At 42.6% G+C, this 14,630-nt stretch carries 14 protein-coding genes and 1 tRNA gene; 11 read left to right on the top strand and 4 right to left on the bottom strand.

Annotation, left to right across the window (positions count from 1 at the left end):
* The first annotated feature begins 36 nt into the window (after positions 1 to 36).
* Positions 37 to 2,301 (top strand): ATP-dependent Clp protease ATP-binding subunit ClpA, encoded by a 2,265-nt coding sequence (clpA, locus tag Vgang_RS07035; RefSeq protein ID WP_105901852.1) that lies wholly within the window; start codon positions 37 to 39, stop codon positions 2,299 to 2,301.
* Positions 2,302 to 2,525: 224 nt separating this feature from the next.
* Here the strand turns inward: clpA and infA are convergent, their stop codons facing one another.
* The 3 genes from infA to aat form a co-directional block, all read right to left on the bottom strand.
* Positions 2,526 to 2,744: a translation initiation factor IF-1 gene (gene infA, locus Vgang_RS07030; protein WP_001040192.1), complete on the bottom strand. Its 219-nt coding sequence runs from the start codon at positions 2,742 to 2,744 to the stop codon at positions 2,526 to 2,528.
* Positions 2,745 to 2,862: 118 nt separating this feature from the next.
* Positions 2,863 to 3,555: an arginyltransferase gene (locus Vgang_RS07025; RefSeq protein WP_105901853.1), complete on the bottom strand. Its 693-nt coding sequence runs from the start codon at positions 3,553 to 3,555 to the stop codon at positions 2,863 to 2,865.
* Positions 3,556 to 3,659: 104 nt separating this feature from the next.
* A complete protein-coding gene (aat, locus tag Vgang_RS07020) occupies positions 3,660 to 4,403 on the bottom strand; it encodes a leucyl/phenylalanyl-tRNA--protein transferase (RefSeq protein WP_105901854.1) in 744 nt (247 codons plus the stop codon).
* A gap of 119 nt (positions 4,404 to 4,522) precedes the next feature.
* Here aat and aroA point away from each other — a divergent pair, with 119 nt between their 5' ends.
* The 7 genes from aroA to pyrF all read left to right on the top strand — a co-directional run bounded on the left by aroA (position 4,523) and on the right by pyrF (position 11,340).
* On the top strand, positions 4,523 to 5,809 hold the full coding sequence (aroA, locus tag Vgang_RS07015; protein WP_105901855.1) for a 3-phosphoshikimate 1-carboxyvinyltransferase: 1,287 nt from the start codon (positions 4,523 to 4,525) through the stop codon (positions 5,807 to 5,809).
* A 221-nt stretch (positions 5,810 to 6,030) separates the two neighbouring features.
* Positions 6,031 to 6,711 carry a (d)CMP kinase gene (gene cmk, locus Vgang_RS07010; RefSeq protein WP_105901856.1) on the top strand — a complete coding sequence of 227 codons (681 nt, stop codon included), beginning with the start codon at positions 6,031 to 6,033 and terminating at the stop codon, positions 6,709 to 6,711.
* 160 nt (positions 6,712 to 6,871) lie between these two features.
* On the top strand, positions 6,872 to 8,542 hold the full coding sequence (rpsA, locus tag Vgang_RS07005) for a 30S ribosomal protein S1 (protein ID WP_105901857.1): 1,671 nt from the start codon (positions 6,872 to 6,874) through the stop codon (positions 8,540 to 8,542).
* A 72-nt stretch (positions 8,543 to 8,614) separates the two neighbouring features.
* Entirely contained in the window at positions 8,615 to 8,902 is a 288-nt protein-coding gene (ihfB, locus tag Vgang_RS07000; RefSeq protein WP_105901858.1) for an integration host factor subunit beta, read from the top strand.
* A 207-nt stretch (positions 8,903 to 9,109) separates the two neighbouring features.
* Entirely contained in the window at positions 9,110 to 9,397 is a 288-nt protein-coding gene (locus Vgang_RS06995; protein WP_105901859.1) for a LapA family protein, read from the top strand.
* A gap of 12 nt (positions 9,398 to 9,409) precedes the next feature.
* On the top strand, positions 9,410 to 10,579 hold the full coding sequence (lapB, locus tag Vgang_RS06990) for a lipopolysaccharide assembly protein LapB (protein ID WP_105901860.1): 1,170 nt from the start codon (positions 9,410 to 9,412) through the stop codon (positions 10,577 to 10,579).
* A gap of 62 nt (positions 10,580 to 10,641) precedes the next feature.
* Positions 10,642 to 11,340, top strand: coding sequence for an orotidine-5'-phosphate decarboxylase (gene pyrF / locus Vgang_RS06985; protein ID WP_105901861.1), 699 nt, complete (start codon positions 10,642 to 10,644; stop codon positions 11,338 to 11,340).
* Between the two features lie 125 nt (positions 11,341 to 11,465).
* Here the strand turns inward: pyrF and Vgang_RS06980 are convergent, their stop codons facing one another.
* Entirely contained in the window at positions 11,466 to 12,041 is a 576-nt protein-coding gene (locus Vgang_RS06980) for a UPF0149 family protein (RefSeq protein ID WP_105901862.1), read from the bottom strand.
* Between the two features lie 376 nt (positions 12,042 to 12,417).
* On the opposite strand from Vgang_RS06980, the gene Vgang_RS06975 reads away from it, so the two are divergent.
* The 3 genes from Vgang_RS06975 (at position 12,418) to Vgang_RS06965 (ending at position 14,619) form a co-directional block, all read left to right on the top strand.
* Positions 12,418 to 12,858: an L-alanine exporter AlaE gene (locus tag Vgang_RS06975; RefSeq protein WP_105901863.1), complete on the top strand. Its 441-nt coding sequence runs from the start codon at positions 12,418 to 12,420 to the stop codon at positions 12,856 to 12,858.
* Between the two features lie 138 nt (positions 12,859 to 12,996).
* Positions 12,997 to 13,084, top strand: a tRNA-Ser gene (locus Vgang_RS06970).
* A 311-nt stretch (positions 13,085 to 13,395) separates the two neighbouring features.
* Positions 13,396 to 14,619, top strand: a complete 1,224-nt coding sequence (locus Vgang_RS06965) for a tyrosine-type recombinase/integrase (RefSeq protein WP_105902128.1) — start codon at positions 13,396 to 13,398, stop codon at positions 14,617 to 14,619.
* Positions 14,620 to 14,630: the final 11 nt, after the last annotated feature.

Raw genomic sequence — 14,630 nt, 5'->3', positions numbered from 1 at the left:
ATATGAACAGAGTAATTGTTCTTTGGGGAGGTAGCTATGCTAAATAAAGAACTTGAAATGAGCTTAAATAGCGCATTTATGCGTGCCAGAGAGAAACGTCATGAATTTATGACGGTTGAGCACCTCTTATTAGCGTTGCTCGATAACAACTCTGCTCATGAAGCATTATCGGCCTGCCAAGCTGATATCGACACATTACGTCAAGAGCTCGAAGCTTTTATCGAGCAAACCACACCACTTATTCCTAGTGCGGATGAAGAACGTGAAACTCAACCTACATTAAGTTTCCAACGTGTACTTCAGCGTGCCGTTTTCCACGTTCAATCTTCTGGCCGCAGTGAAGTCGCTGGCGCCAATGTTTTGGTGGCGATTTTCAGCGAGCAAGAATCTCATGCGGCTTATCTTCTCAAGAAAAATGATATTAGCCGTTTAGACATAGTCAACTTTATTTCTCATGGCATCCGTAAATCCTCGGACGATGAAGTAGGCGGCGCAAACTTAAGCGATGAACAACCACAAGAAAATGGCTCGGAAGAGCGTCTTGATAGTTTTGCAACCAACTTAAATGAAATTGCCAAAAAAGGGCAAATTGATCCTTTGATTGGGCGTGATGTTGAGTTAGAGCGCACGATCCAAGTGTTATGTCGCCGCCGTAAGAACAACCCGCTATTGGTGGGGGAAGCCGGGGTAGGTAAAACCGCTATTGCTGAAGGGTTAGCATGGCGCATTGTGGAAGGCCAAGTTCCCGATGTCATCAAAGACAGCGTGATTTATTCTTTAGATATTGGTTCGCTATTGGCTGGCACTAAATATCGCGGTGACTTTGAAAAACGTTTTAAGACCATTTTAAAGCAGCTTGAAAAAGAAAAAGACACGATTCTGTTCATTGATGAAATTCATACCATCATTGGTGCTGGTGCAGCATCCGGTGGTCAGGTGGATGCCGCTAACTTAATCAAGCCTTTATTGAGCAACGGTAAATTACGCTGCATTGGTTCCACGACTTATCAAGAGTACAGCACGATTTTTGAAAAAGAACGTGCACTTGCTCGTCGCTTCCAAAAAATCGATATTTTGGAACCATCGATTGATGATACGACTAAGATCTTGATGGGGCTTAAGAGCAAATACGAAGAGCACCATCAAGTGAAGTTCAGCAATAAAGCCCTACGAGCTGCGGTTGAGCTTTCGGCTAAATACATTAATGAAAGACACTTGCCAGACAAAGCGATTGATGTGATTGACGAAGCAGGGGCACATTGCCGTTTGGCACCAGAAGGTAAGCGCAAGAAAATGGTGAATGTGGCAGATATCGAAGCCATTGTTGCCAAGATTGCGCGTATTCCAGAAAAATCGGTGTCATCTTCAGACAAAGAAGTGTTGTCTCGCTTAGACAGCCGATTGAAGTTGCTTGTGTTTGGACAAGATCCTGCTATCGAAGTCCTATGTGAGGCGATTAAACTCACGCGTGCTGGGCTAGGTCATGATAATAAGCCTGTCGGTTCATTCTTGTTTGCTGGCCCTACTGGTGTGGGTAAAACGGAAGTCACCGTTCAGTTATCTAAGCTACTGGGTGTTGAGTTGTTGCGCTTTGATATGTCCGAATACGGAGAACGTCACTCAGTGAGCCGCTTGATTGGTGCACCTCCGGGTTATGTCGGTTATGACCAAGGCGGTCTATTGACGGATGCCGTGATTAAACATCCTCACTCAGTTGTGTTGCTGGATGAGATTGAAAAAGCGCACAGTGATATCTTCAACCTGTTATTGCAAGTGATGGATAACGGTACATTAACGGACAACAATGGCCGTAAAGCCGATTTCAGAAATGTGATTCTTGTGATGACCACTAATGCCGGTGTACAAGAAACCGAGAAGCAATCTATTGGTTTGATTCAACAAGATAATAGCCATGATGCGATGTCTGAAATCAAAAAAGTCTTTACGCCTGAGTTTAGAAACCGCTTAGATAATATCATTTGGTTTAATAGCTTAAGTGAAGACATGATCCATCAAGTGGTCGATAAGTTTATCGTTGAGCTTCAAGCGCAATTGGATGGTCGTGGTGTTTCGATGGAAGTATCAGAAGAAGCTCGTCATTGGCTGGCTAAGAAAGGTTACGACAAAACCATGGGGGCAAGACCTATGGGACGAGTGATCCAAGATAAACTCAAAAAACCACTAGCGAATGAATTGCTGTTTGGTTCATTAGTGGATGGTGGCACGGTTCGAGTGACATTAAGTTCTAGCGGTGAAGAGCTAGAGTTTACCTACTTGAACCAAGAAGAAGCGGTACATTAATACAATACCAAACGGTAAAGTCACAGTATTGTATGTAGCTGAAGCATGTAGAGTGAGCTATCACTAATCAGCGCCTATCAACATAAGTTTCATGTTGATAGGCGTTTTCTTTTGCCCTAAATGTAGGCAAGAACTGGGGAAGTAAAGGCATAAAAAAACCGAAACGTTGAGGTTTCGGTTTTTATTTTATCGAAGCGGCGAGTATGCCACTTGAAGGAAAAATATTAACGTGCGCGGAAGACGATACGGCCTTTAGATAAATCGTATGGAGTCATTTCTACAGTCACTTTGTCACCAGTAAGGATGCGGATGTAGTTTTTACGCATTTTACCTGAAATGTGTGCTGTCACTACGTGACCATTTTCTAATTCTACGCGGAACATAGTGTTTGGTAATGTGTCAAGGACAGTGCCTTGCATCTCAATTACGTCTTCTTTTGCCATTTAATCCTCTTACCGAAATTTGGCTTATTCTTAACCGCTGAGTTGAGCAGTAAATTAAGGGGTAATAATGCTCAAGCAGTGAATAAATATTTGCTCGAGTTTAAAGTTGTTGCGTATTCTACCCTTGCCAACGCTGATTTACTAGCTTTTGATGGCGTTGAAAGCGAACTTTGTAGCTCATCGCAGGGCATTCATCAATTTGATAGCCTAAATATAACCAGTCTTTTTGCATTTTCTGACATTGTTTAATTTGCAATAGTACACACAAGGTTCCTAGTGATAGCGGGTGCTCGGGCTCATAGAAAGTATAAAATGCACTCAGCGCATAAGGCACATCATCTGTCACAGCAACGGCGATGAGCTTTCCATCTTCATAAACATGCAGAAGTTTGGGAGTAAGCCAATCGGAAAAGATAAAATCGTGGAAAAGTTTTTGATTGGCAGGGTACATGCTGCCATTTCTATGACGTTTTTCAATATAACGCTCATACAGCTCAAACCAATTCTCATCTAAGTCAGTTTTGAATTCCCAGGTGAAGTGCTTGGTTTTGTTTAATAATCTCTTTTGGCTTTTTGACCATTGAATATCAGCAATAGCGACACGAATCGGTTGGCAAGCCTGACAACTTTGACAATGCGGTTTGTACACCATATTACCACTACGACGAAAGCCATTCGCCAGAAAAACTGCGTAGTTGTCTTCTGTATGCAATGCATCATCCATTAATACGGCAATCCGCTCTTGCTGTTCAGGTAAGTAGCTGCACGGGTGGTTAGGGCTTAGGCCAATTTTAATTCGATTGGTTTGCATATCTTAATCTAGTCTTCAAGAAATGGATGGTCGTTAAAGAGCATTTACGTCTTGGTTATTTATGCGTTAGTAATTTATGTATTGTTAATTTATGTATTGTTAATTTATACATTAGTTATGTGCGTATGACTTACTGTCTGCGTATTGCTAAATAATACTTGTGGCTCCAAAGTGGATGGGCTCGTTGCTTGGTGACAAAGCCGATTTAATTGCTCGATGAAATCTTCACGACGAATTTCTATTACCCCAAGAGTTTCTAAATGCGGGTTCATCATTTGACAATCGATCACCTGCCCATCTATTGATTTAAGATGTTCACACAAATGCCAAAATGCAAGTTTGGATGCATTACTTTCAAGTGAAAACATGGACTCACCGCAGAAAACTTTGCCAAGTTTGAGGCCATACAGCCCACCGATGAGCACGCTGTCACGCCATACTTCAACCGAATGGCAGTGCCCTAATCGAGCCAATTGAATGTAAGCGTCGATCATTTCTTGTGTGATCCAGGTTTGTTCTGGTGGGCGGGTGCTCGCACACAGTTGGATAACTTGTTCTGTGGCTTGATTTAGGGTGATGGTCAGTTTCGATTTTCTAAGGTGTTTACGTAAACTTTTAGATGGCTGAAACTGCGCTGGATGAATAATGGCTCTCGGGTTAGGACTCCACCATAAAATTGGTTCACCATCAGAAAACCAAGGAAAGATACCGTGCTGATAGGCATTAAGAATTCGCTCTGGTGATAAGTCACCACCAAAAGCCAGCAGACCATTAGGCACGGCTAATGCGGAGCCAACATCCGGAAATGCAGTGTTATTATCATCTAAGCATGGTAGGTGGATAGTCATAAAATTACGTGTGTAATGGGCTATGGACTGAATAATAACAATATTTGCACTAGCACCGCATCTCGATTTTCGTTAATCTCAAGCCAATCGTTAGAATCTTGCAAGGAATGTTGTAATCAATGGAAAGCCTTACTCTTCAACCTATTCAAAAAATATCTGGTGAAGTTAATTTACCGGGATCCAAAAGTGTGTCGAATCGCGCGCTTCTTCTGGCTGCATTATCAAATGGCACTACGCGTCTAACCAATTTACTGGATAGTGATGATATTCGTCACATGTTGAATGCCTTGACTAAACTCGGTGTTCAATATGAGCTTTCAGAAGATAAATCTGTATGTGAAGTGCAAGGGCTAGGTAATGTCTTTCAAACGGGAGATGCATCATTAGAGCTTTTTCTGGGTAATGCAGGAACGGCGATGCGTCCTTTAGCCGCAGCATTATGCTTAGGGAAAGGCGAATATGTTCTAACCGGTGAGCCTCGAATGAAAGAGCGCCCAATCGGTCATCTTGTAGATGCTCTGCGTACCGCCGGGGCACAAGTGGAATACCTTGAAAATGAACACTATCCACCACTTAAAATTGTTGGCACTGGGCTTAAAGCCGGTACTGTCAGTATTGATGGCTCGATCTCAAGCCAGTTTTTAACCGCTTTCTTAATGGCGGCTCCGTTAGCTGACGGAGAAGTGACTATTAATATCGATGGCGAATTAGTGTCTAAGCCTTATATCGATATTACGTTAGATATCATGGCTAAATTTGGCGTTAAAGTGATTAACAACAACTATCAATCCTTTGTGATTCCTGCAGGCCAATCTTATCAAAGCCCAGGTCAATATCTGGTTGAAGGCGATGCTTCTTCGGCGTCTTATTTCTTAGCTGCCGCGGCCATTAAAGGCGGTGAAATCAAAGTGACGGGTATTGGAAAAAATAGCATTCAAGGTGACATTCAATTTGCTGGCGCCTTAGAGAAAATGGGGGCAGAAATTGAATGGGGGGAAGATTATGTGCTTTGTCGTAAAGGTGAGCTGAATGCTATCGACATGGACTTTAATCATATTCCTGATGCCGCAATGACGATCGCAACGACAGCGCTGTTTGCAAAAGGCACGACATCCATTCGTAATGTTTATAACTGGCGGGTTAAAGAAACCGATCGTTTGTCTGCTATGGCAACGGAATTACGAAAAGTGGGGGCAGAAGTCGAAGAAGGGCATGATTACATTACAATTACGCCACCGGCTCAACTTACTCATGCGAAAATTGATACTTATGACGACCACCGCATGGCGATGTGTTTTTCATTAGTGGCACTCAGTGATACGCCAGTGACGATTAATGATCCTAACTGCACCTCGAAAACATTCCCAGGTTATTTTAAAACCTTTGCTGAATTGAGCGAAAGCTAGTTGACCCTCACTCAAATGGATACATTAAAGCCTCACATCTGTGGGGTTTTATTTTATGTGCTACTGTCATGGGGCAAATATAATCGTCGTTGAAAATGTGCTGCTATAAGATCTTTTCACGAATAAGTCATGCAACCGAGCTGGTATTCCGATATAATTGCGCGCCGTAAATTCGTCTAATTTATTGAGTCTTTTGCTCATTCAAACCCTGGAGAAAGTGTATGTCATCTCAAAGCCCAATAATCACTGTTGATGGGCCTAGTGGCGCAGGGAAAGGCACATTATGCATGTTGCTTGCGGAAAAGTTAAACTTCCATTTATTAGATTCTGGCGCAATTTATCGCGTACTTGCACTGGCTGCTTTGCATCATGGTGTCGATACAGAATCCGAAGACGCATTAGTTCCTATTGCAACGCATCTTGATGTGCAATTTATCGCTGAAGGTGACTTGGTAAAGGTTATCCTTGAAGGCGAAGATGTATCTAAAGAATTACGTAAAGAAGAAACAGGTACTGCCGCCTCTAAAGTTGCCGCATTGCCAAGAGTGCGTGAAGCGTTATTGCGTCGTCAGCGTGCTTTTAGTGCAGAGCCGGGTTTGGTTGCCGATGGTCGTGATATGGGAACGGTAGTATTCCCTAACGCTGAAGCCAAGATATTTCTCGACGCCAGTGCCGAAGAAAGAGCTCAACGTCGCTTGAATCAGTTGCAACTTAAAGGCTTAAGTGGTAAATTCGACCAACTTTTACGCGATATTCAGGAGCGCGACGATCGTGACCGTAACAGAGCGGTTGCTCCATTACGCCCTGCAGATGACGCGTTAGTGATCGATTCTACCTCTCTTTCTATTGATGATGTGGTAGAAAAGGCACTACAATTTATAGAATCTAAGCTCACTAAGTAGCCGTTTATGATATTCAAACCTTTGCTTTTACAGTAGGGGTTTGTATCGATATAGGCACTTGGTGTTTAGACTGTTGGTCGCAAGGATGATGACTGGCAAATTTATCAACCCCATGCGGTAGGATACCCATGGACGTTTAAACTATTGAAGATCATATATAATGACTGAATCTTTTGCTCAACTCTTTGAAGAGTCGCTAAACGAACTAGAATTCCGCCCAGGTACTATTGTTAAAGGTACTGTTGTTGCTATCGAGAACGGTTTTGTTCTTGTTGATGCAGGCCTAAAATCTGAATCTGCTATTCCAGCTGAACAATTCAAGAACGCTGCTGGCGAACTTGAAGTTGAAGTTGGTGCTGAAGTAGATGTAGCACTTGACGCGGTAGAAGACGGCTTCGGTGAAACTCAACTTTCTCGTGAGAAAGCGAAACGCCACGAAGCTTGGATCGTACTTGAGAAAGCATGTGAAGAAGCTGAAACTGTTGTTGGTATCATCAACGGTAAAGTTAAAGGCGGTTTCACTGTTGAACTAAACGGTATCCGTGCATTCCTACCTGGTTCTCTAGTAGACGTACGTCCAATTCGTGACACTGCTCACCTAGAAAACAAAGAGCTAGAGTTCAAAGTAATCAAGCTAGACCAGAAACGTAACAACGTTGTTGTTTCTCGTCGTGCTGTTATCGAATCTGAAAACAGCGTTGAGCGTGACGAACTTCTTGAAACTCTACAAGAAGGTACTGAAGTTAAAGGTATCGTTAAGAACCTTACTGACTACGGTGCATTCGTTGACCTTGGCGGTGTAGACGGCCTACTTCACATCACAGATATGGCTTGGAAGCGTGTTAAACACCCATCTGAGATCGTAAACGTTGGTGACGAAATCCTAGTTAAAGTTCTTAAGTTTGACCGTGAGCGCACTCGCGTTTCTCTAGGTCTTAAGCAACTTGGCGAAGATCCATGGGTAGCTATCGCTAAGCGTTACCCAGAAGGTCACAAACTAACTGGTCGTGTAACTAACCTAACTGATTACGGCTGCTTCGTTGAAATCGAAGAAGGCGTTGAAGGTCTAGTACACGTTTCAGAAATGGATTGGACTAACAAAAACATCCACCCATCTAAAGTGGTTAACGTTGGTGATGAAGTTGAAGTTATGGTTCTTGATATCGACGAAGAACGTCGTCGTATCTCTCTAGGCCTAAAACAATGTAAAGCTAACCCTTGGCAGACTTTCGCTGAAGCACAAGCTAAAGGCGACAAAGTTACTGGTAAGATCAAATCAATCACTGATTTCGGTATCTTCATCGGTCTTGAAGGCGGTATCGACGGTCTAGTTCACCTATCTGACATTTCTTGGAATGCTCAAGGTGAAGAAGCGGTTCGTGACTACAAGAAAGGCGACGAAATCTCTGCAGTAGTTCTAGCAGTAGATGCTGACCGTGAGCGTATTTCTCTTGGCGTTAAGCAAATGGAAAACGACCCGTTCAACAGCTACGTTGCAGACAACAAGAAAGGTGCTCTAGTAACGGGTACTGTAACTGCAGTTGATGCAAAAGGTGCTACAATTGAACTAGTTGAAGGCGTTGAAGGTTACATCCGTGCTTCTGAAGCAGCTCGTGACCGTATCGAAGACGCATCTCTAGTATTCAGTGTTGGTGACAGCGTTGAAGCGAAATTTACTGGTGTTGACCGTAAAAACCGCGTAATCAACCTATCTATCAAAGCTAAAGATGAAGCTGAAGAGCAAGAAGCAATGGCTACTCTAAACAAAGCTGACGAAGCTTCGTTTGGTAACGCTATGGCTGACGCATTCAAGGCTGCTAAAGGCGAATAATCATTGCCTATAGAAGGGAGCCGCTAATGGCTCCCTTTTTTCGATAAGAAGAGTAAAGTGAGGGAATCACCTATGACTAAGTCAGAATTAATTGAAAGACTCTGTGCTCAGCAAACCCATTTATCAGCGAAAGAAGTTGAAGATGCCGTGAAAGATATTCTCGAGCATATGGCGACTAAGCTGGAAGAGGGGGATCGTATTGAAATTCGTGGTTTCGGAAGTTTTTCTCTACATTATCGAGAGCCACGTATTGGCCGTAACCCGAAATCAGGTGAAAAAGTGGAATTGGAAGGTAAATACGTTCCGCACTTCAAACCAGGTAAAGAGTTACGCGAACGTGTGAATAACAGCATTGCTTAAGTATCTCGATATCGTTTCAACGATGAGAACTCTATAAAAACGGCTTTCGGTTTGAATGCCGTTTTTTTATGCTCAAAATTCACTCTAAATGCGGTTAAATTCAGAATATTTCCATCTTTCAACTGATTGGCAATGGAGTGTCAGGCAAATTTACTGCATAATCTAAACCATGTTTAAACATTGTTTCGCTGTAGGAAGGTGGTAATTATGAAAATAATAAAAATCATATTGGTTATCGCACTTTTTCTTGTCGCACTCGCACTGGGCGCACAAAATCAAGAAACAGTGACATTCAATTATCTAATCGCTCAAAATGAATTGCCCCTTTCTTTACTGCTTGGGATTGTATTTGTTGTAGCCTTTGCTATTGCATGGCTCATTTTTGGTGGTTTATATTTAAAATCGAATCTCACGGTTCGTCGTTTACGTAAGCAGTTAAATAAAGCTCAAAAGTCATCGAAGTCTTCAGAACAGTTACCTGAGACGAAAGGTTAGGTTTATTCGTTAATGCTAGAGCTATTATTCCTGTTATTACCTATTGCTGCCGCGTATGGCTGGTATATGGGTAATCGCAGTGCTCGCCATGATAAGCAAGAACATTCGCATCAGATCTCTCGCCAATATGTGAGAGGTCTAAACCTTTTATTGTCTGAACAATCTGACAAGGCTGTCGACCACTTCATCGAACTTCTTCAAGTGGATGATGAAACCATTGATACTCACCTCGCTTTGGGTAACCTCTTTCGCTCCCGTGGTGAAGTGGATCGCGCCATTCGTATTCACCAAAACCTCATCACTCGTGAAGGCTTAACGGTCGATCAAAAAAACCTCGCATTGCAACAGCTGGCAAAAGATTACATGGTGTCGGGCTTTTTTGACCGGGCAGAAAAAATCTTCGAACAATTGCTTGATGAACCTGAACATCGCGAGCAAGCTCTGCAGCAGCTAGTGACGATTTATCAACAAACTCGAGAGTGGAACAAAGCGATAAAATATGGCGATGCGTTGGTAGCGATGGGGCGAAAAAAAATGCGCCGTGACATCGCTCATTACTGGTGTGAAATCGCCATGTTTGAACTTGGACAAAGCAATACCTCGAAAGCCATTTTGTACTTTAAACGCGCGTTAACCGAAGATCCAAAATGTGTGCGCGCAACCATCGCACTTGGCAACATTTACCTTGAGTCTGACAATTACAAACAAACTATAGATTGCCTTGAAAAAGTGCTTGAGCAAGATATCGACTATATTTCAGAAGTGCTGCCAACGTTAGCCGATTGCTATTATCAACTTGGCAATGAAGCGGGCATGCTTGAGTTCTTGAAAAAATGTATCGCTAAGAAAGCCGGAGTATCGGCAGAGTTAATGTTGGCACAAATGGTGGCGCAGCATGATGGTATTGCAGCGGCACAAACCTTGTTGACTCAACAACTTGTTAAGAATCCAACTATGAAAGGCTTTTACCGCTTAATCGACTATCACATCGCAGAAGCGGAAGAAGGCCGAGCCAAAGACAGTTTAACCACCCTACAAGAAATGGTTGGTGTACAAATGAAAGCTAAGCCACATTACCAGTGTCGACAATGTGGTTTTGCAACGCACTCTATCTATTGGCATTGCCCATCTTGTAAAGGGTGGGGCACCATTAAACCGATTCGTGGGTTAGATGGTGAGTAATTCTTGTCAATCAGAGAGTTATATCTTTAATGACGACTTATCACACATTTAGAGGAAAGCCGATGTTCGATCCAAAAGTAATTGTTGCCCTTGATTATGACAACCAAAATGAAGCGCTTGCTTTTGTGGATAATATCGACCCGGATCAATGTCGTTTAAAAGTGGGTAAAGAGATGTTCACCTTCTTTGGCCCTGAATTTGTGCGTCAATTGCATCAACGTGGCTTCTCGGTGTTCTTAGACCTCAAATTTCACGACATTCCTAATACCTGCTCGAAAGCGGTGAGAGCGGCTGCTGAAATGGGCGTGTGGATGGTGAATGTTCATGCTAGCGGTGGTGAGCGAATGATGGCGGCCTCTCGTGAAATTCTAGAGCCTTACGGCAAAGACCGCCCACTGTTAATCGGTGTGACCGTATTAACCAGTATGGAACAAACCGATCTTGCAGGTATTGGCTTAGATATCGAGCCGCAAGAGCAAGTGAAGCGTCTAGCTAAATTGACACAACAAAGTGGCTTAGATGGCGTTGTGTGTTCAGCACATGAGTCTTCAATGTTAAAAGCAGAGCTTGGTAAAGAGTTTAAACTGGTCACTCCTGGCATCCGCCCTGCAGGAAGTGCAGCAGGCGATCAACGCCGCATTATGACGCCAGCAGAAGCCATGCAAGCTGGCTCCGATTACTTAGTGATTGGTCGTCCAATTACACAAGCTGAGCAGCCTAACCAAGTTCTGATTGATATTAATGCTTCATTAGCTAAATAACCTCAGCTAGAATCATTAACGACAAAAAATTAAAGCCAGTGCTGAAATCATCAACACTGGCTTTACTTTTATATTTGATTCGATCTACAAGAAGCGCAAAGCCCGAAATTCTGGCTTAGGGAAAATTAATGCTTCGACGATTGCGCCAATTGATTACCGCGTTGAGACAGCCCACACAACATCACAGGCATTGCATTATAAATCTCAGCAAATTCATCTAAGCCCGTTAAGCCTTGTTCAGACAGGGTCATGATCGCCGTTTCCGGATCGTACAGCATGCTCACTGAAAGCAGCACGCCACCCAATAGTGCATTATCTTCACTGTCTTCTGGCATTAAGGTTTCCCAATCATCGCGGCTTAGCTGCCAGCCTTGTAACAAGCCTTCAGCAAAATCACGCACCGATTCTGTCACCACTTCTTCTTCATCTAAATCATAACCCTCAGGCCATGCCCAAGTGCCTTCTAATAAAGCTGCATGGGTTTGGTTCCACTCATTCACAATCAGCCCTGCGTATTGCTCAAATTGCTCGGCAGATTCAAACGGCGCGGTTTCTTCACCACCCCAAAGATACGGTAGCCATTCAGATGGGTCTAATACATGCGGAGCCGCAGCCATCGCAGTGACAAAGCCAAGCGTTTGTTCGGCATTGAGTAATTTGTTTTCTAATTCAGGCTGGCTGAGCAATTCATTTAAAGTCACGAGAGTTACCTATAGGGTTCCGGTTGTGTATCAAAAAAAGAGGCGCTAATGATAGCAAGCAGGTGAGTGCGCGAACACCTTAAAGTATCAGTTTAGCCTCATTTCGCATGCCTAAAACTTTTTGGTAGTTAAAGTGACTGAAAGGTTGACTTTATCTAGTTATTCGGGCTGGTTATCCATCAAATATATATAAAATAAGACTAATTAATTTTATCTATATGGTGTTTTGTGCTTTGATTTTGTTGGTTTATTGTCTATATAATCCGCGTTAAATGAGTAGGGTAGTGAACACATGCAACACTCATCTAATTTTCTAGCGGTTTATTTTTTGAATTTTATTCTCTTTTATGGCTCCTTTTTACGAATAGGTGAGTGAATGCGACGTATTGATTCTGCACGTTTTCGCCAGGCAGCGGCGGACATGTTTGCCATGGTAGTCTTTGGCTTTGTTGCCGGTATGGCGATTGAAATATTTGTCTCTGGTATGTCATTTCAGCAATCGTTAGCATCACGAACCCTATCGATTCCCGTTAACATCGCGATAGCGTTACCTTATGGTTTATTTCGTGACTGGGTGCTACGCTCAAGCCAAAGAGTCTCCAGCCAGTTTTGGATGCGTAAAATTGCCGATATGTTCGCATACGTTACCTTTCAATCACCCGTATATGCGGTGCTGCTTATGATCGTCGGCGCAACGCCGCATCAAATCGTAATAGCTGTGATTAGCAACGCAGTAATTGCCGGAGGAATGGGCGTAGTCTACGGCGTTTTCTTAGATGCCTGCCGCAAATGGTTTCGCGTTCCGGTTTACTCATAAATTAAAAAAGCGCCGATATCAGTTAAATATTGACCACTTAACCACAAAACGAAGGAAATTGGCCCAAAGCGCTTGACCAAACCCCGTAGAATCATTAAATTAGCGCCTCGTTAAGCAAAGCCTTAACCCACAAATTACGGTGAGTTGTCCGAGTGGCCGAAGGAGCACGCCTGGAAAGTGTGTATACGGAAACGTATCGAGAGTTCGAATCTCTCACTCACCGCCAACTTCAAGTTTAAAGACGTCCTAGGATGTCTTTTTTCTTATCTAAAAAACATTAAAATCAATAACTTACATTCCAATAACGTCCTGTAGTGTCTTTTAAAATCCAAGCTATCATGTAATACCAAAAGTAATACCAAGAATAAATTTACAATGCTAGTATTACTTTTTCAGGGTTGTTAGGTATTACTTTACTATCTTTTTTATTGGATTTTGTTTTTATAACCAATTGAAATAAAATACAAAACTCACAAAAAGTAATACCTGATTTTCTATTGTTTTGGTTCAGATTTAGGTATTACTTGAGAGATGCGTATGGCTTATAAATTAACAGCGGTCCAAGTGAAGACGGCAAAACCCAAGGATAAGCTTTATCGCCTATCTGATGGTGGAAATCTCTATTTTTGTGTTCGACCTAATAATTCCCGTTCATGGCAATTTCGCTATAAACGTCCAGCACAAGATAAAGTGACTTATTTGTCTTTTGGTACTTATCCAGATATGACATTAGCTGAAGCGAGAGATAAAGCGTTAGAAGCTAGGAGAATGATTTCTGAAGGAATAGATCCTCAATTGGCCAAAGCTGAGCAGAAAGCTATGGCAATTGTAGAGCAGAATGCCACATTCTTATTTGTTGCTGAGCAATGGAAAGCAACGAAGGAGGGAAGGATCAAAGAAAAAACACTTCACGGTAACTGGAGGAAATTGGAGTTGTATGCTTTTCCTAAGCTAGGAGCAATTCCTGTTACGAAATTAACCGCACCATTAGCCATCGCTGCATTAAGACCGATTGAAGAGCAAGGGTTACTTGAAACAGTAAAACGCACAGCTCAATTGATGAATGAAATCATGAACTATGCAGTGAATAGTGGCTTGATCATGGCGAATCCATTGTCTGGTATACGTGATGTGTTTAAAAAGCATAAAGTTGTTCATATGAAAGCATTACAACCACATGAAATGCATGAGCTAATTAAAACTGTTGCAACTGCGAATATTCAAAAAGTGACACGATTTTTGATTGAGTGGCAACTCCATACCATGGTACGTCCAAATGAAGCTTCGGGAGCGAAGTGGAATGAGATAGATTTAGATAATAAAGTGTGGGTTATCCCCGCTGAGCGCATGAAAATGAGCCGTGAGCATGTGATCCCTTTAACAGACCAAACAATGGCTATTTTAGAGGCGATAAAACCGATTAGTGGGCATCGAGAATTTATCTTTCCATCAAGCCGTAATCCTAAAGTATCAACAGATTCAGAGACAGCGAATAAAGCATTGAGTCGAATGGGGTTCAAAGATAGAACAACTGCTCATGGACTGCGTTCGCTTGCAAGTACTACGTTGAATGAGCAGGGCTTTGATTACGATGTAATTGAAGCAGCACTTGCCCATACAGATAAAAATCAAATTCGTGCGGCTTATAACCGTACAGATTATCTCGAACGCCGCCGAACTCTAATGAGCTGGTGGAGTGAACATATCGAAAAGTCGAGTTATGGAAGTTACAGTGTTACAAATCTGAGAAAGGTGATGTGAGCACGGTTTAA

Source organism: Vibrio gangliei, from assembly GCF_026001925.1.
In the GTDB taxonomy this organism is placed as follows: Bacteria; Pseudomonadota; Gammaproteobacteria; order Enterobacterales; family Vibrionaceae; genus Vibrio; species Vibrio gangliei.
The sequence above is the reverse complement of the archived record's forward strand: the minus strand, read 5'-3'. Positions and strand labels throughout refer to the sequence as shown.